The organism is Amycolatopsis tucumanensis (genome assembly GCF_021654135.1).
GTDB lineage: Bacteria > Actinomycetota > Actinomycetes > Mycobacteriales > Pseudonocardiaceae > Amycolatopsis_E > Amycolatopsis_E tucumanensis.
On sequence record NZ_JAKGSD010000020.1, the window covers coordinates 9,171 to 25,858 of the forward strand.

The window sequence follows — 16,688 nt, forward strand, 5'->3', positions numbered from 1 at the left end:
CCCCTCCGGGAGTTACCGCCCCGGGGAGCTGCCGCCCTGCCCGGAAGCCATCGCCGCCACCGGGAGTTACCGCCCCGGGGAGCTGCCGCCCTGCCCGGAAGCCATCGCCGCCACCAGGAGTTACCGCCCCAGGGAGCTACCGCCCCAGGGAGCTGGCACCCCGCCAGGAAGCCATCGCCCCCTCCGGAAGCCACCGCCCCCTCCGGGAGCCACCGCCCCTCCAGCAGCACCCACCATCCCCCGGCCTGGCCACGGCCGCGCGGCCGATCTTGTCGGTGCCCCCGGTTAACCTGCCCTCGTGTCCGAAACCGTGGAAACCGCCGGGGAGAAGGTGCCCGCCAGGCGCGTGCTGGGCCTGGCGGTCCCGGCGCTGGGGGTCCTCGCGGCCGAGCCGTTGTACGTCCTGGTCGACACGGCCGTCGTCGGGCACCTGGGGGCCCTTCCGCTGGCCGGGCTCGCCGTGGGCGGGGTCGTGCTGGCCCAGGTCTCGACCCAGCTGACGTTCCTGTCCTACGGCACCACTTCCCGCACCGCCCGCCTGCACGGCGCCGGCCGCCGCGCGGAGGCGGTCAGCGAAGGCGTCCAGGCGACCTGGCTGGCGATCCTCGTCGGCCTGGTCGTGCTCGGCGCCGGGCAGCTGCTCGCGGGCCCGGTCGCCCGTGTCCTGTCCGGCAGTGACGAGGTCGCCGCGGCGGCCGTGTCCTGGCTGCGCATCGCGTTGTTCGGGGCGCCGCTGATCCTGATCACCATGGCGGGCAACGGCTGGATGCGCGGCGTGCAGGACGCGGTCCGCCCGCTGCGGTACGTCCTGGCGGGCAACGGGATCTCCGCGGTCCTCTGCCCGCTGCTGGTCTACGTCGCGGACTGGGGGCTCGAAGGGTCTGCCGTCGCGAACGTCGTCGCCCAGGTGATCAGCGCCGGGCTGTTCCTGCGGGCCCTCGTGGCCGAGAAGGTGTCGCTCAAGCCGCACCCGAAGGTGATGCGCGCGCAGCTCGGCCTCGGCCGGGACCTGGTGCTGCGCAGCCTCGCCTTCCAGGCGTGCTTCGTCTCCGCCGCCGCGGTGGCGGCCCGCACCTCGACCGCGGCCGTCGGCGCGCACCAGATCGTGCTGCAGCTGTGGACGTTCCTCTCCCTCGTGCTGGACTCCGTCGCGATCGCGGCCCAGTCGCTGGTCGGGGCGGCGCTCGGGGCGGGCTCGGCGCGGCAGGCGCGGGGCGTGGCCGGGCAGATCACGCGCTACGGGCTGATCATGGGCTGCGTGCTCGGCGTGGTGTTCGCGGCGGTGTCGCAGGTGCTGCCGCACGCGTTCACCTCCGACCCGGGGGTGCTCGGCGAGGTGCCGCACGCCTGGTGGTTCTTCGTGGCGCTGCAACCGATCGCGGGCGTGGTGTTCGCGCTGGACGGGGTGCTGCTCGGCGCGGGCGACGCGGCCTTCCTCCGCGCCGCGACGCTCGTCAGCGCCGCGCTCGGGTTCCTGCCGCTGATCTGGGCCTCGCTCGGCTTCGGCTGGGGCCTGACCGGCATCTGGACCGGCCTGTCGCTGTTCATGGTGCTGCGCCTGGCCGCGGTGGTGGCCCGCTGGCGCTCGGACGGCTGGACCGTGGTCGGCGCGGTCCGCTGACGCCGCTGGCTCCGGCTCCGGGTCGGGGGTGTGGGTGCGGTTCGCGCGGTCGGCCGGCCCGGCACGCGCGGCCGCGGGCCGGCTCGGCGGCAGTGGGCGACGGTGGCGTGAACGATCGCCCCTGCCGCCCGCTGGCCCCCGCCGAACGCCGCGCTGCGGGCGTGTCGTGGGGGTGGCTCCGGGGCCGCGAATCGCTGCGCCGTGTGGCTGAAAACACCCCGGTAACAGGTAAGTTTCAGCCTTGCACAGGCGATACAACTATCGGGACGGCGATGCGGGCGTCCCCGTGTCGTTGTCGCCTACTCCGCTTCGGGAGGAATCCTTCGTGCCGCCGCAGCAGGCACCCGTGATCGGCAAGGCCAGCCGCCGGTCGTGGTTCATCTGGTTCACCGCCGCCATCGTCTACCTCCTCTCCGTCTTCCACCGCACCTCGTTCGGGGTCGCCGGGCTGGAAGCCGCCGACCGGTTCGGGGTCGGCGCCGCCGCGCTTTCCACGTTCACCGTCCTGCAGGTCGGCGTCTACGCCGCGATGCAGATCCCCACCGGCGTCCTCGTCGACCGCTTCGGGCCGCGCAAGGTCCTCACCGCCGCGCTGATCTTCCTCGGCCTCGGCCAGGTCCTCGTCGCCATCGCGGACACCTACGCGCTGGGCCTGCTCGCGCGCGGCGTGCTCGGCTTCGGTGACGCGCTCACCTTCGTCAGCGTGCTGCGCCTGATCGCCGCGCACTTCCCGGGCCGCCAGTACGCCGTGGTCACCAGCTTCACCACGGCGATCGGCTTCCTCGGCAACCTCGCCGCGACCGTCCCGCTCACCCTGCTGCTCGCCGGCCCCGGCTGGACCCCGACGTTCCTCGCCGCCGGCCTGATCACCGCGATCTACTCGGCCGTCGTCGCGGGCCGCGTCCGCGACACCCCGGCCGGCGCCACCCCGAAGGCCGGCCCGGTCGACGCGCGCCAGCTGGCCCGCCAGGTCCGCACGGCGTGGCGCGTCCCCGGCACCCGCCTCGGCTTCTGGGTGCACTTCTCGACGATGTTCGCCCCGAACGTGCTGACCCTGCTGTGGGGCGTGCCGTTCCTGGTGCAGGGCCAGGGCCACCCGGCCGCGACCGCCAGCGCGCTGCTGACCGTGTTCGTGTTCGGCTCGATGATCGGCGGCCCGCTGGTCGGCAGCCTCATCTCCGCCCGCCCCGGCACCCGGATGCCGCTGGTGCTCGGCTACCTCGCCGGCGCCGCCGCGGTCTGGGCCCTGCTGCTGAGCTGGCCGGGCCAGATCCCGGTCGGCGTGCTGGTGCCCGCGTTCGCGTTCCTGTCCCTGGGCGGCCCGGCGTCGATGATCGGGTTCGCGCTGGCCCGCGACTACAACCCGCTGTCCCGCGTGGGCACCGCGACCGGCGTGGTCAACGTCGGCGGCTTCGTCGCCACCACGCTCACCGCGCTGGCGGTCGGCGTGCTGCTGCAGCTCACCGGCGGCCAGTTCCGGCTCGCGCTGCTGGCCGTCGTCGCGGTGCTGGTGCTGGGCACGTTCCGCATGCTGGTGTGGTGGCTGCGCGCCCGCGCGGAGCTGTTCGCCGCGCAGGAGCGGGGCGAGCACGTGCCGGTGCAGGTCCGCCGCCACGTGTGGGACGCGCCCACCCGGAAGGTCCCGGCGGCCGCGTGACGGCTCGCCCGTAAGGTTTCCAGCCGTGTCCCAGCCGAAGACTCGACGCCCCGCGCCCCCGCCCGGCCTGCTCGTGGTGGACAAACCACCGGGCATGACCTCCCACGACGTGGTGGCGCGGGTGCGCCGGATCATGGGCACCCGCAAGGTCGGGCACGCCGGCACGCTCGACCCGATGGCCACCGGCGTGCTGGTGCTGGGCGTCGAGCGGGCGACCAAGCTGCTGGGCCACCTCGCGCTGGACCGCAAGACCTACCTCGCCACGCTGGCCCTCGGCGTCTCGACCACCACCGACGACGCCGAGGGCGAGCACACCTCCACCGCGGACCCGGACGCGCTGGCCGCCGTCACCGACGAGGCGATCGCGTCCGGGATCGCCGCGCTCACCGGGGAGATCCAGCAGGTCCCGAGCGCGGTGAGCGCGGTGAAGATCGCCGGCAAGCGGGCGTACGCGCGCGTGCGTGCCGGTGAAGAGGTCGCGCTCAAGCCGCGGCCGGTCACCGTGTACCGGTTCGACCTGCTCGCCACCCGCCGCGTCGCCGACCGCATCGAGCTGGACGCGGTCGTCGAGTGCTCGTCGGGCACCTACGTGCGGGCGCTGGCCCGCGACCTCGGTGCGGCGCTCGGCGTGGGCGGTCACCTCGCCGCGTTGCGCCGCACCACCGTCGGCCCGTTCGGCATCGCCGCGGCTCGCACGCTGGAGCAGCTGGAGGAGAAGCCGGAGCTGTCGTTCGACCTCAACGAGGCCGTCGGCGCCGCCTTCCCGCGTTATGACGTCGATGCGGCGACCGCCCGGGCTGTCCGGTATGGACAGCAGGTCCGCGCGTCCGGCATCGAAGGCACCTACGGCGTGTTCGACCCGGACGGCCAAGTGCTCGCTCTCGCCGTGGATGCGGGCGGCGTGGCCCGCTCAGTAGTCGTCCTGGCTCCGGCCTAGAGGCCGGCCGCTTCCCCACCACCACCCTCGACGGACGCGCTTCGCGCGGCAGTACGCTGCATGCGTGCAGAGGTGGCGAGGGCTTGCTGATCTCCCCGGCGGCTGGGGACGGTGCGTGGTCACGATCGGCGTGTTCGACGGGGTGCACCGCGGGCACCAGGCGCTGATCGCCAGGACGGTCGAGGTGGCCAAGAACCGCAACCTGCCCAGCGTGATGCTGACGTTCGACCCGCACCCGTCCGAGGTCATCCGGCCGGGGAGCCACCCGGCGCAGCTGACCACGCTGCGCCGCAAGGCTGAGCTGGTCGAGCAGCTCGGCATCGACGTGCTGTGCGTCCTGCCGTTCACCGCCGAGCTGTCCCGGCTGACCGCGCACGAGTTCGTGCACGAGGTGCTGGTCGACCGGCTGCACGCGGCCGCCGTGGTGGTGGGGGAGAACTTCACCTTCGGGCACAAGGCCGCCGGCGACGTGGCCCTGCTCAAGGACCTGGGCCGCCGCTTCGGGTTCGCCACCTACGGCGCCGAGCTGCAGGGCGGATCCACCGCCGACGGCGAGACCGCGGACGTCGGCGAGATCACCTTCTCGTCCACCTACGTCCGCTCGTGCATCGACGCGGGCGACGTGGTCGCCGCGGCCGACGCGCTGGGCCGCCCGCACCGGCTGGAGGGCATCGTGGTCCGCGGCGACGGCCGCGGGCACGACCTGGGCTACCCGACCGCGAACCTGTCCACGCCGCGGTTCGCCGCGGTGCCCGCCGACGGCGTCTACGCCTGCTGGTTCGTCCGCGACAACCAGCCCGGCCGCCTGCTGCCCGCGGCGGTCTCGGTCGGCACCAACCCGACGTTCTCCGGCCGCGAGCGCACCGTCGAGGCGTTCGTGCTCGACGTGGACGAGGACTTCTACGGCCAGCACGTGGCGCTGGACTTCGTCGGCCGCCTGCGCGACATGGTGAAGTTCACCAGCGTCGACGACCTGGTCGAGCAGATCGCCGACGACGTCAGCCGCACCCGCGCCATCCTCGGCACCGGCAGCTGACCGCGCCGGTGCGATTGCGAATCGTCGGGTGATTCCGCCTCGCCCGCCCGATCCCACCTGGCAAGATTGGGTCCGGCGCGGCCAGGTCTGTCCGGGGAGAGCAGGGAGCACAGCACGTGGATGACCACAAGATCGTCCAGCGGAACATCGCCCTCCAGCGGGAGTGGTACGGCGAGCCGCTGGGCGACCGGGTGCGCCGTCTCGTCGTCGCGTTCGACGTCTCGCAGGCCTACCTGGCCGAGGTGCTGGGCATCAGCGCCCCGATGCTGAGCCAGGTGATGAGCGGCCGCCGCGCCAAGATCGGCAACCCGGTCGTGCTCGCACGGATGATCATGCTCGAGCGCAAGTGCCTGATCCCCGAGGTCGCCGCGGGCCACAAGGAAGCCCTGATGGCCGCGCTGGAGGACGTGCGGGACGCGCGGCCCACGGTCGGCCGCGACACCTTCCCGGTCAACGCGCTGTCCGAGGAGCGCGCGGTGCTGTCCGCGCTGCGGGACATCGCCGAGGACGAGGACCTGATCGAGGCGGCCAAGCGGCTCGACGACGACTTCCCGGCGCTGGCCGACCTGCTCCGCCGCGCCGGGCAACAGGGCTGACCCGTGGTGCTGTTCTCCGCGGTCCTGCCGCCCGCCGCCGTGGTCGAGACCCTGACCGCCGAGGTCGCCGGGCTGCCGCGGCTGGACGGCGTGCGGTGGAGTTCGCCGGACAACTGGCACGTCACGCTGGGTTTCTACGGCGAGGACGACGCCGGGGCCAGGGCGGACTGGCTGCGGCCCCGGCTGGCGGGAATGCCGGCGCCCCGGATCTGGTTGGAAGGTGCGGGCACGTTCACCCGGGTCCTCTACCTCGGGGTGTACGGCGAAGGGATCACCGAACTCGGTCTCGCCGCCGGAGCCGGCGACGAGGGCCGCGCCTACCTGCCGCACCTGACGCTGGCGCGCACGCGCGAGCGGGTGCCGGTGGAACTGGAGCGGCGGCTGTCCGGCTACCGCAGCGAGATGTGGACGGCCGCGGAGGCGGTGCTGATGCGGTCGCAGCGGAGCGCCGACGGCGTGCGATACGTGGTGGTCGAGCGGTTCCCGCTGTCCCAGCAGGCCAGGTAGTGCGCTCCCTGATACCCTGAACCACCGGGTCCGGCTGCAGTCCGTGGCGGCCGCGACCGACTACCCGCGTCCAGCGGGCCTCACGGCACAGAACAACACAGAGGAGAGAACTCAGTGGCGCTGTCCACCGACGAGAAGAAGTCGATTCTGACCGAGTACGGTCTGCACGAGTCCGACACCGGGTCCCCGGAGGCCCAGGTCGCGCTGCTCACCAAGCGGATCATCGGTCTCACCGAGCATCTCAAGGTGCACAAGCACGACCACCACTCCCGTCGCGGCCTGTTGCTGCTGGTCGGCCGTCGTCGCCGGCTGCTCAACTACGTGATGAAGGTGGACATCGAACGCTACCGGTCGCTGATCCAGCGACTCGGCTTGCGCCGATGACGTGATCCGAGGGGGAGTGACCACGGTCGCTCCCCCTCGGTCCATACGAAGTAAGAAAGAGGAAGGGCAGGCGCTCGAGGGCAAGGACGCCGGTCCTCGGTAGTGGCTTACGGGAGAGTCCCGTTGGCTTCGATCGAAGACCGGCTCGTTCCTCGGACGCCGCCCCGCACGGGCGGGGCGCACTGCTGCCCGAACGAACGAGGAGTCAACTACACATGACCGAAGCAAGCGGACCCGTCGTGCACGAGGCCGAGGCCGTCATCGACAACGGCAAGTACGGCACGCGCACGATCCGCTTCGAGACGGGCAGGCTCGCCCGGCAGGCCGCCGGCGCTGTCGTGGCCTACCTGGACGAAGAGACGATGCTGCTGTCGGCGACCACCGCCTCCAAGCAGCCGAAGGAGCACTTCGACTTCTTCCCGCTGACGGTGGACGTCGAGGAGCGGATGTACGCCGCGGGCCGGATCCCGGGCGCGTTCTTCCGCCGCGAGGGCCGTCCCTCCACCGACGCGATCCTGACCTGCCGCCTGATCGACCGGCCGCTGCGCCCGTCGTTCGCCGACGGCCTGCGCAACGAGATCCAGATCGTCGTCACGGTGCAGAGCCTGCACCCCGAGGACCCCTACGACGTGCTGGCGATCAACGCCGCGTCGGCCTCGACCCAGATCGGCGGCCTGCCGTTCTCCGGCCCGATCGGCGGCGTCCGCGTCGCGCTGATCGAGGGCCAGTGGGTCGCGTTCCCGACCTGGTCGCAGCTGGAGCAGGCGACCTTCAACATGGTCGTCGCAGGCCGTGTCGTCGGTGACGACGTCGCGATCATGATGGTCGAGGCCGAGGGCACCGAGAACACGCTCGACCTGATCGCGGGCGGCGCCCCGGCGCCGACCGAGCAGGCCGTGGCCGAGGGCCTGGCCGCCGCCAAGCCGTTCATCCGCGTGCTGTGCGAGGCGCAGCAGAAGCTCGCCGACGCGGCCGCCAAGCCGACCGGCGACTTCCCGGTGTTCCCCGCTTACCAGCAGGACGCCTACGACGCGGTCGCCGCGATCGCGAGCGAGGACCTGGCCAAGGCGCTGACCATCGCGGGCAAGCAGGAGCGCGAGAACGCCACCGACGAGGTCAAGGCCGCCGTGCTGGCCAAGGTCGGCCTCGGCGAGGGCGAGGCCTTCGAGGGCCGCGACAAGGAGATCGGCGCCGCGTTCCGGGCGCTGACCAAGAAGCTGATCCGCCAGCGCATCCTGCGCGACAAGGTCCGCATCGACGGCCGCGGCCTCACCGACATCCGCCAGCTGGCGGCCGAGGTCGCGATCATCCCGCGGGCCCACGGTTCGGCGCTGTTCGAGCGCGGCGAGACCCAGATCCTGGGTGTCACCACGCTGAACATGCTGCGCATGGAGCAGCAGATCGACTCGCTGTCGCCGGAGACGACGAAGCGGTACCTGCACCACTACAACTTCCCGCCGTTCTCCACCGGCGAGACCGGCCGCGTCGGCTCGCCCAAGCGGCGCGAGATCGGACACGGCATGCTGGCCGAGCGCGCGCTGGTGCCGGTGCTGCCGAAGCGGGACGAGTTCCCCTACGCCATCCGGCAGGTGTCGGAGGCGCTGGGCTCGAACGGGTCCACCTCGATGGGCTCGGTGTGCGCCTCGACCATGTCGCTGCTCAACGCCGGTGTGCCGCTGAAGGCGCCGGTCGCGGGCATCGCGATGGGCCTGGTTTCCGACGAGGTCGACGGCGAGACGCGCTACGTCGCGCTGACCGACATCCTCGGCGCCGAGGACGCCTTCGGTGACATGGACTTCAAGGTCGCCGGCACCAAGGACTTCATCACCGCGCTGCAGCTGGACACCAAGCTCGACGGCATCCCGTCGGACGTCCTGGCCGGCGCGCTGAACCAGGCCAAGGACGCCCGGCTGACCATCCTCGACGTGCTGGCCGAGGCCATCGACTCCCCGGACGAGATGAGCCCGTACGCCCCGCGCGTCACGAGCGTGAAGATCCCGGTCGACAAGATCGGCGAGGTCATCGGGCCGAAGGGCAAGATGATCAACTCGATCACCGAGGAGACCGGCGCCGACATCTCGATCGAGGACGACGGCACGATCTACGTGGGTGCGGCCGACGGCCCGTCCGCGGAGGCCGCGATCAGCAAGATCAACGCCATCGCGAACCCGCAGCTGCCGAAGGTGGGCGAGCGCTTCCTGGGCACCGTGGTGAAGACGGCCGCGTTCGGCGCGTTCGTCTCGCTGCTGCCGGGCAAGGACGGCCTGATCCACATCTCGAAGCTGGGCAACGGCAAGCGCATCGGCAAGGTCGAGGACGTGGTCAACGTGGGCGACAAGCTCCGCGTCGAGATCGCCGACATCGACAACCGCGGCAAGATCAGCCTGGTCCTCGTCAAGGACGAGGAAGAGGGCGAGAAGAAGGCCGAGGAGGCTCCCGCCGAGGGCGCCGAGGCCGACGCCAAGTAGGACGAAGCGGTAGCCGGGAAACGGCCCGTCCCCGGGCGGGGCGGGCCGTTTTCCGTGTTCCCGCACGAGTGTTGGGATTCGATGGCGCGACAGATTGCCGGGCACGAGCAGGCCGCGGGCACCACGCGGACGCTCGAGACCGGGGCGAACGGCCAGGTTGTGAAGCGCACCGTGCTGCCGGGCGGGCTGCGGGTGGTCACCGAGCACGTGCCGGGAGTGCGGTCGGCGACCGTCGGCCTGTGGGTCGGGGTCGGCTCGCGCGACGAGCCGCCGAAGGTGGCCGGTGCGGCGCACTACCTGGAGCACCTGCTGTTCAAGGGCACCACCAACCGGTCCGCGGTGCAGATCGCCGAGGAGATCGACGCGGTCGGCGGTGAGCTGAACGCGTTCACCGCGAAGGAGCACACCTGCTACTACGCGCAGGTGCTCGACGAGGACCTGCCGCTGGCGATGGACCTGGTCACCGACGTGGTCTTCGAGGCGCTCTGCGCAGAGTCCGATGTGGACACGGAACGCAGCGTGGTGCTCGAGGAGATCGCCATGCGCGACGACGATCCCGAGGACCTGCTGCACGACACGTTCGTCACCACGGTCCTGGGTTCGCACCCGCTGGCGCGCCCGGTGCTGGGCACCACCGAGTCGATCACCGGCATGTCGGCGAGCGGCCTGCGTGGGTTCTACCGGCGGCGCTACACGCTGCCGAAGATGGTGCTCGCGGTGGCGGGCAACGTCGAGCACGCGCAGGTGCTCCGCCTGGCGCGCAAGGCGTTGCGCGGTCGTCTGTCCGGTTCGGACACCCCGGTGCCGCCGCGCGCGGGCAAGGCGCGGGTGGCCGCGGAGCGGCGGCTGGTGCTGCACAGCGACGACACCGAGCAGGCGCACGTCATGCTCGGCATGAAGGCGCTGTCGCGGCACGACGAGCGCCGGTACGCGCTGTCGGTGCTCAACGCCGCGCTCGGCGGCGGGATGAGCTCGCGGCTGTTCCAGGAGGTGCGCGAACAGCGCGGCCTGGCCTACCAGGTGTACTCGTCGGTGGCGACCTACGCCGACACCGGCCACTTCTCCGTCTACGCGGGCTGCCAGCCGGAGCGGCTGGGCGAGGTGTCGGCGGTGCTGCGGGACGTGCTCGGGCAGGTCGGCAAGGACGGCTTCACCGACGCCGAGGTCGCGCGCGCCAAGGGGCAGCTGCGCGGCGGGATCGTGCTGGGCCTGGAGGACACCGCGTCGCGGATGTCGCGCATCGGCAAGCAGGAGCTCAACTACGGCGTGCACCTCACTGTCGACGAGTCGGTGGAGCGGATCGCCGCGGTGACCACCGAGGAGGTGTGTGAGCTGGCCCGCACCCTGTTCGGGACGCCGGGAGGGGTCACCGCCGCCGCGGTGGTCGGGCCGTACGCTTCCGAGCAGGACCTACCGGAAGATCTGCACGAGGTGATCGCGAAATGAACCCCCGCGGCGAGGACAACCCGATCCGGGTCGGCGTGCTGGGCGCCCAGGGACGGATGGGTGCGCAGGTGGTCAAGGCCGCCGGGGGCGCGCCCGACATGACGGTCGTGGCGAAGCTGGACGCGGGCGACGACCTGACCGCGCTGACCGAGGCCGGCGCGGAGGTGGTCGTCGACTTCACCCACCCGGACGCGGTGATGGGCAACCTGGAGTTCCTGGTGGGCAACGGGTTGCACGCGGTCGTCGGCACCACCGGGTTCAGCGAGGAGCGGCTGGAGACGGTGCGCTCGTGGCTGGCGGGCAAGCCGGAGGTCGGGGTGCTGATCGCGCCGAACTTCGCGCTCGGCGCGGTGCTCGCGATGCGGTTCGCGCAGCAGGCGGCCCGGTTCTACGAGTCGGTCGAGGTCATCGAGCTGCACCACAACCGCAAGGCGGACGCCCCGTCCGGCACGGCGGCCCACACGGCGCGGCTGATCTCGGAGGCGCGCCGCGAGGCCGGGCTGAAGCCGGGCGCGGACGCGACGACGAGCGAACTGGACGGCGCCCGCGGCGCGCGGGTCGAGGACGTGCACGTGCACTCGGTGCGGCTGCCCGGGCTGGTGGCGCACGAGGAGATCCTGTTCGGCCAGGAGGGCGAGACGCTCACCATCCGGCACGACTCGATGGACCGGACCTCGTTCATGCCCGGTGTGCTGCTCGGGGTGCGGGAGGTGCTGGGCCGTCCCGGCCTGACCGTCGGCCTCGAGAACGTGCTCGACCTGTGAAGGCCCGCAACGTCGCACTGGTGATGACCGCCGCGCTGGTGGTCTACCTGGTGCTGCTCGGGGCGCGCGGGGTGGAGCTGATCGCGACCGGCACCGGCGTGGGCATCGCGCTCGGTGTCGGCGTGCTGGTGCTGCCGCTGCTGGGGCTGTGGATGGTCGTCGCCACCTGGCGGTCCGGCACGCGGATCCAGCACCTGGCGCGACGGCTGGACGCCGAGGGCGGGCTGCCGGACGTCGACGACCTGCCGCGCCGCCCGTCCGGCCGGGTGGACCGCGCCGCGGCGGACGCGTGGTTCGAGGAGCGCCGCGCGGAGCTGGAGCAGCACCCCGAGGACTGGCGGTACTGGTACCGGTTGGCGCACGCGTACGACCTGGCGGGCGACCGGCGCCGCGCCCGCGCGACGATGCGTAAGGCGCTGGACCTGGAAGCGGCGGAGGCCGCCCACTGAGCGCCGCGAGCGTGCCAGGTTCCTACCGCAGCGCGCGCTCGTCGACGCGGCGGGTGGGAGTTCCGAGGAAGATCTCCGGATCCGGTTCCGCCCGGTAGGCGAGGTTGAGGGTGTCGAGCCGGTAGAGCCACGGGCCGCGGCCGGTGTAGGTGCGGAACCGGTAGTCGATCTGCCGGCGCAGCCATTCGCCCGGCCGCAGCCGGACCGCGGGCGGCCGTCGCCGCACCAGGTTGTGGAACTGGGCCGAGCGCAGCATCACCCGGAGCGCGCCGTCCGCTTCCCGCAGATCCACCTCGTTCGTGCCCGGAACACCGGCCAGAACGCGGGCGGCCGGCTGGAAGCCGTCGCGTTCACGGATGGTCACCTCGTGCACCAGCGGCGCCGCCGGCTCGGGCAGGGGGAACGCGATCGGCACCCTGCTGCGCGTGGCTGCACCCGCGCCACCGCGGGATTCCGTGCTCCACCAGGTGCGCACCCACTGGGCGACGACGTCCACGGGCGTGATCGTGCCAGCACCGGGGCCCGCGCTACCTGGCCCTCCCGCGCGCCGCGCGGGAGGGGTGGCCATCGCGGTGGTTGCCGCAGCCGTTCATCAGCCTGAGTGGGCCTGGCACGCCGACCCGTCCGCCGGCAGCGCTGCCAGTTCCTCGTCGAGGAGCCGGCGGACCTCCTCCGGCGGGAAGTCGTCCGGGTACATCGCGGCCTGCAGGGTCAGGCCGTCGATGAAGGTGTGCAGCCGCAGAGCCTGCCGTTCCAGGCCCGGGTCGGTGAGCCGGTCCCCGATGAGCTGCGGTGCGGGTTGGCCGCAGGAATACGCGACCGCGAGCCGGCACAGGTGGCGTTCTCCGTGGAGACCCGCGCCGTGCAGCTCGGCCAGCGATTCGTCCACGCGCGACTGCACCAGGCACGCCAGCCAGACGTCCGCGTCCACCCGCCGGTCGGCGTCCAGCGGCAGCAGTTCCTCCAGCAGCAGCCGGGCGCGAACCGGTCCCGGCATCTCCCCGCGCAGGTGCTCGGCCACGCGTGCGGCGACTTTCTCGGCCATGGCCCGTGCCGCGAACCGAAGCAATCCACGCTGGCTGTCGAAGTAGTGGCGAAGGCCGCCGACTGAAACGCCTGCCTCCTCGGCAACCTTCCGCACCGTCACGCTCTGGATGCCCTCGCGGCTGATGACCTCCCAGACGACGCGCGCGAGTTCCTGGCGTCGCTGGTCGTGGTCGACGAGCTTGGGCACGACTTTTTATAGCACAAATGTACGGTTTCGGTTACAGTACGCTTGTGCTAAATAAAACGCAGACGCAGTCCCGGTCCGCCGCCAGCAGAGCGGTGCTCGTGACGGGTGGGTTGGTGTTCGCCGGGTCCGCGCTGTGGCTGGTGCTGAGCGGGAACACCGGCATCCGCTATTCGGCCGATCACGACGGTTCAGTGCCGATGTGGGTGCGCTGGATCCCGGTCGCGGTAGGGATCGCGCTGGTGCGGTTCGTGCCGGCCCGGCCCGCCCCGGTCACACCACACGAACGGCGCACGGTGGTCGAAGCGAGTGCCCTGCTGGCCGCCGCCGTGCTGTTCGCGGTCGTCCTGGCCGTGGCGGGCGGAGGCGAGCCGGCGCACACGGTGTCGAAGCTGGTCCTGCTGCTCGTGGTCCCCGTCCTGCTGTTCCGGTGGTCCCGCGGCGCGGGGAAGACCGGAGTCTCGGCAACCGGCCCGTGGTGGACTCCGGTACCTGCGGTGGCGGCGTGGTTCGCCGTCAGCTACGCGGGTCCCTGGGCCCTGCCGATGAGCGACTACGCCTTCACCGTCGATGTGCTCACCCTGGTGGCCACGCTCGTCGTCGGCTTCCTCGTCAACAGCGTGCTCGAGGAGGTCTTCTACCGGCGGTGGCTGCAAACCAGGTGGGAGGCGCTCCTCGGGCGATGGCCCGCGATCGTGCTCACGTCGCTCCTGTGGGCAGGCTGGCACGTCGGCATCCAGGGCACGGGGGATCTGCCGTCGGACCTGGCCGCGACCTTCGTGAACCAGGGGGTGGCCGGGCTCTTCCTCGGCTACCTGTGGAGCCGGCACCGCCTGATGTGGCCGGTGATCACGGTCCACGGGGCGATGAACGCCGCGCCGATCCTGCTGCCCCTGTTGTAGCGCGGCGCGTTCATCAGCCCGAGCAGGTGCCTCACCGGTGTTGAGCACGTCCCCGAGTTCTGGGCCTGGCGCGCCGACCAGGTCGCGGCGGCGCGGTTCGACGGGCACCTGCTCGCGATCGGCTTCACCCGCCGCCGTCGCCGAGCTGCCTCACTCCCGCAGCTGACGCGCCACCACCTCGCCGTGGCCGAACACCCCGGCGCTGGCCGCCGACTGGTTCACGAAGTCGGCGAACGGGCCGGGCTCGAACGGCGCCGCCGCCTCCAGCTTCGCCACCGCCTCCGAGGGCAGCGTCACGTCCAGGGCGGCGACGCTCTCCGCGACCCGGTCCGCCGTCCGGAACCCGATCAGCGGGTGCACGACCGACGACCGCGCCCGCGACCACGCGATCGCCACCTGCCCCGGCGTGACACCCAGCTCGTCCGCCACCGCGCGCACCGCCGCCGCTACCCGCTGCTGCTCCGGCGACGGCGAACCGACCCGGCTGGACCCGGTCAGCGCGCCGTGCTCCAGGACGCCCCACGCCGCGACGGTCAGCCCCAGCTGCTCGGCCATCGGCAGCACGTCGCGCTCGATGTCGCGGTTCAGCAGGCTGTAGGGCACCTGCACCCCGGCGAACGGCGTCCACCCGCGCCACTCCGCCAGCACGTCGGCCCGGCTCACCACCCACGCGGGCGTGTCGGACACCCCGAGGTACCTGACCTTCCCGGCCCGCACCAGGTCGTCCAGCGCACGCAGCGTCTCGGCGACCGGCGTGTGCGGGTCCCACGTGTGCACCCACAGGATGTCGACGTAGTCGGTGCGCAGCCGCCGCAGGCTGCGCTCCAGGGACGCGACCAGGTTCTTGCGGTGGCTGCCCCCGGCGTTCGGGTCGTGCGGGTCCCGCGTCAGCGTGTACTTGGTCGCCAGCACGAACCGGTCGCGGTCGGTCAGCACCTCGCCCAGCACGCTCTCGCTCTCCGCGTACGCCGAGGCCGTGTCGATCACGTTGCCCCCGGCGTCGGCGTAGGCCTTGACCACCCGCCGCGCCTCGTCCGGTTCCTGCAGCGCCATCGCCCCGAGGAACATCTCCGCCACGCGCAGCCCGGTGCGCCCGAAAAGCCGGTATCTCATGCGGTCCACTTTGTCGGAACCCGGCCGCCTCCGGCACGTGTGGCGCCAAACTCACTCGCGGCCGGTCGACACCCGCCTCCGCCAGGAACTTCGACGAGATCGTGCCGTAGGGCCGGTGGCCCGGGGTAAGCGGCGGGTGGACCGGCGGGCACGCGCCGGGCGGCCCGCGACCGCGCTGGTCGTCTGCGCCCGTCGTGCTCGATCGGCGAGGAGACCGACACAGAGGTGACCCACCGCGGACCCAGCCACCGGGTCCCGGCGGTCGGCGAATCCCTCGCCGTCGTGGTGGACCCCTCCGACGGGCTGTTCCGGCTCCTCCGGTAGCCCGAGCTCAGTGGTGGAACCAGCCCGCGAACACCGCCGGGCACGCGGCCAGCGCGCTGTACCTGATGAACCGCCCGGTCAGGCCCGCCGTGAGGAACGTCGACATCCGCATGTCGGCCAGGCCCGCCAGCACGGTCGTCGCCATGAACGGGGGGAGCCCGATCAGCGAGCTGACCCCGTAGGTGCCCGTCATCCAGTGCGGGTGCCGGTGGCAGCGCTCGCGCAGGGCCTCCACCTTGCCGCGCAGCCACTTGGTCCGTTGGTGCCACCGGTCGCGGCGACGGCTGGGCGGGCGCTCCCGGTGCAGGCGGTCGTGCAGGAACCGCGGCAGCCTGATCGATCCGCGCGCGGCCAGGTAGTACAGCAGTTTGCCGGCGATCTGGCCGATCGAGACGGCCGCGCCGATCAGCAGCCAGTGCAGCCCCGGCTCGCTGGCCACGAGCCCCAGCACGAACACCTCGACGCTGATCACGGGCACGATCGCCGACCCGAAGGCGACGCCGAGCGTCACCCAGAACCAGGCGAACATCCGCGCCTCCTGACGGGGGGCTTCGGGGCGGCGCGCGCCTCCGCGGGGGACGGAGGATCACACGGACGGGGTCACAAGAAGATATCAGCCCGAAGTGTGATCTCCGTGGGGTCGGTGACACTTTCCGCCGCCTGTTGACTACCGGCTGCTCACCTTCCCGTCACCCGGTTCTGCCACCGTGGCGCCGTGCAACAGGACATCCGGGTGACGCGGTCGCTCGTGGAGAGGTTCGCGTCGTTCTGCGCGACGGTCGTCCGGTACCTGCCCTTCGGGCTGAACACGCTGGTCCCGCCCAGCTTCGTGGGCTTCGCGCTGATCAACGGGTTCACCTTCGGCGTCGACCTGCTGCTGCTGACCCTGGGCCACGGCGTGGCCGGGCTGCCGCTGCCGGTCGCCATCACCGCGGCCTACGTCTGCGCCTTCGCGCTGAGCTTCGTGCTCAACCGCGTCTTCAACTTCCGCTCGCACGCCCCGGTCGGGCGCCAGGCCGTGCTCTACGCGATCGCGGTGGCCGTCAACTACTTCGCGTTCATCCTCGGCGCCGGGGCCGGCCTGGCCGCGCTGGGCGTGCAGTACCACCTGGCGCGCATCATCGCCGGCGCGTTGGAGGCGGTGTTCCTCTACAGCGTGCTTCGCTGGATCGTGTTCACCGACCGCAGCCGCGCGTAGCGCAAGGGGGACCCGCTCGTAACATCGATCACGCGGGCAACGAAGATAGGCGTTG

At 72.2% G+C, this 16,688-nt stretch carries 17 protein-coding genes; 13 read left to right on the forward strand and 4 right to left on the reverse strand.

Features of this window, described 5'->3' with window-relative positions:
* The first annotated feature begins 298 nt into the window (after positions 1 to 298).
* The 11 genes from L2C96_RS20500 (at position 299) to L2C96_RS20550 (ending at position 11,865) form a co-directional block, all read left to right on the forward strand.
* Positions 299 to 1,621 carry an MATE family efflux transporter gene (locus L2C96_RS20500; protein ID WP_237337386.1) on the forward strand — a complete coding sequence of 441 codons (1,323 nt, stop codon included), beginning with the start codon at positions 299 to 301 and terminating at the stop codon, positions 1,619 to 1,621.
* 346 nt (positions 1,622 to 1,967) lie between these two features.
* Positions 1,968 to 3,278: an MFS transporter gene (locus tag L2C96_RS20505; protein WP_027936466.1), complete on the forward strand. Its 1,311-nt coding sequence runs from the start codon at positions 1,968 to 1,970 to the stop codon at positions 3,276 to 3,278.
* 25 nt (positions 3,279 to 3,303) lie between these two features.
* Entirely contained in the window at positions 3,304 to 4,215 is a 912-nt protein-coding gene (truB, locus tag L2C96_RS20510) for a tRNA pseudouridine(55) synthase TruB (RefSeq protein WP_084506204.1), read from the forward strand.
* 64 nt (positions 4,216 to 4,279) lie between these two features.
* Positions 4,280 to 5,251 carry a bifunctional riboflavin kinase/FAD synthetase gene (locus L2C96_RS20515; RefSeq protein WP_084506205.1) on the forward strand — a complete coding sequence of 324 codons (972 nt, stop codon included), beginning with the start codon at positions 4,280 to 4,282 and terminating at the stop codon, positions 5,249 to 5,251.
* Positions 5,252 to 5,367: 116 nt separating this feature from the next.
* The gene (locus tag L2C96_RS20520; protein WP_020422067.1) at positions 5,368 to 5,847 is read left to right on the forward strand and encodes a helix-turn-helix domain-containing protein; all 480 of its coding nucleotides are present in this window, start codon (positions 5,368 to 5,370) and stop codon (positions 5,845 to 5,847) included.
* 3 nt (positions 5,848 to 5,850) lie between these two features.
* A complete protein-coding gene (gene thpR / locus L2C96_RS20525; protein WP_020422068.1) occupies positions 5,851 to 6,354 on the forward strand; it encodes an RNA 2',3'-cyclic phosphodiesterase in 504 nt (167 codons plus the stop codon).
* A 114-nt stretch (positions 6,355 to 6,468) separates the two neighbouring features.
* The gene (gene rpsO, locus L2C96_RS20530; RefSeq protein WP_017981770.1) at positions 6,469 to 6,738 is read left to right on the forward strand and encodes a 30S ribosomal protein S15; all 270 of its coding nucleotides are present in this window, start codon (positions 6,469 to 6,471) and stop codon (positions 6,736 to 6,738) included.
* Positions 6,739 to 6,953: 215 nt separating this feature from the next.
* Positions 6,954 to 9,206, forward strand: a complete 2,253-nt coding sequence (locus L2C96_RS20535) for a polyribonucleotide nucleotidyltransferase (RefSeq protein WP_020422069.1) — start codon at positions 6,954 to 6,956, stop codon at positions 9,204 to 9,206.
* 81 nt (positions 9,207 to 9,287) lie between these two features.
* The gene (locus L2C96_RS20540; RefSeq protein WP_020422070.1) at positions 9,288 to 10,652 is read left to right on the forward strand and encodes a M16 family metallopeptidase; all 1,365 of its coding nucleotides are present in this window, start codon (positions 9,288 to 9,290) and stop codon (positions 10,650 to 10,652) included.
* The gene (gene dapB, locus L2C96_RS20545) at positions 10,649 to 11,416 is read left to right on the forward strand and encodes a 4-hydroxy-tetrahydrodipicolinate reductase (RefSeq protein WP_020422071.1); all 768 of its coding nucleotides are present in this window, start codon (positions 10,649 to 10,651) and stop codon (positions 11,414 to 11,416) included. Before L2C96_RS20540 ends, dapB begins: the two co-directional genes overlap by 4 nt.
* Positions 11,413 to 11,865 (forward strand): hypothetical protein, encoded by a 453-nt coding sequence (locus tag L2C96_RS20550; protein WP_237337387.1) that lies wholly within the window; start codon positions 11,413 to 11,415, stop codon positions 11,863 to 11,865. Before dapB ends, L2C96_RS20550 begins: the two co-directional genes overlap by 4 nt.
* A gap of 22 nt (positions 11,866 to 11,887) precedes the next feature.
* Here the strand turns inward: L2C96_RS20550 and L2C96_RS20555 are convergent, their stop codons facing one another.
* Together L2C96_RS20555 and L2C96_RS45130 are read right to left on the reverse strand one after the other, a co-directional pair.
* A complete protein-coding gene (locus L2C96_RS20555) occupies positions 11,888 to 12,361 on the reverse strand; it encodes a hypothetical protein (protein ID WP_237337388.1) in 474 nt (157 codons plus the stop codon).
* 96 nt (positions 12,362 to 12,457) lie between these two features.
* Entirely contained in the window at positions 12,458 to 13,099 is a 642-nt protein-coding gene (locus tag L2C96_RS45130) for a TetR/AcrR family transcriptional regulator (protein ID WP_237337389.1), read from the reverse strand.
* Positions 13,100 to 13,116: 17 nt separating this feature from the next.
* Between L2C96_RS45130 and L2C96_RS20565 the strand changes: the two genes are divergently transcribed.
* Positions 13,117 to 13,998, forward strand: a complete 882-nt coding sequence (locus L2C96_RS20565) for a CPBP family intramembrane glutamic endopeptidase (protein ID WP_237337390.1) — start codon at positions 13,117 to 13,119, stop codon at positions 13,996 to 13,998.
* 150 nt (positions 13,999 to 14,148) lie between these two features.
* Here L2C96_RS20565 and L2C96_RS20570 read toward each other — a convergent pair whose 3' ends face one another.
* Both L2C96_RS20570 and L2C96_RS20575 read right to left on the reverse strand, forming a co-directional pair.
* Positions 14,149 to 15,111: an aldo/keto reductase gene (locus tag L2C96_RS20570; protein WP_237337391.1), complete on the reverse strand. Its 963-nt coding sequence runs from the start codon at positions 15,109 to 15,111 to the stop codon at positions 14,149 to 14,151.
* Positions 15,112 to 15,442: 331 nt separating this feature from the next.
* Entirely contained in the window at positions 15,443 to 15,964 is a 522-nt protein-coding gene (locus L2C96_RS20575; RefSeq protein ID WP_020422076.1) for a YqaA family protein, read from the reverse strand.
* 186 nt (positions 15,965 to 16,150) lie between these two features.
* On the opposite strand from L2C96_RS20575, the gene L2C96_RS20580 reads away from it, so the two are divergent.
* The gene (locus tag L2C96_RS20580; protein WP_237337392.1) at positions 16,151 to 16,633 is read left to right on the forward strand and encodes a GtrA family protein; all 483 of its coding nucleotides are present in this window, start codon (positions 16,151 to 16,153) and stop codon (positions 16,631 to 16,633) included.
* The last annotated feature ends 55 nt before the right edge of the window (positions 16,634 to 16,688 follow it).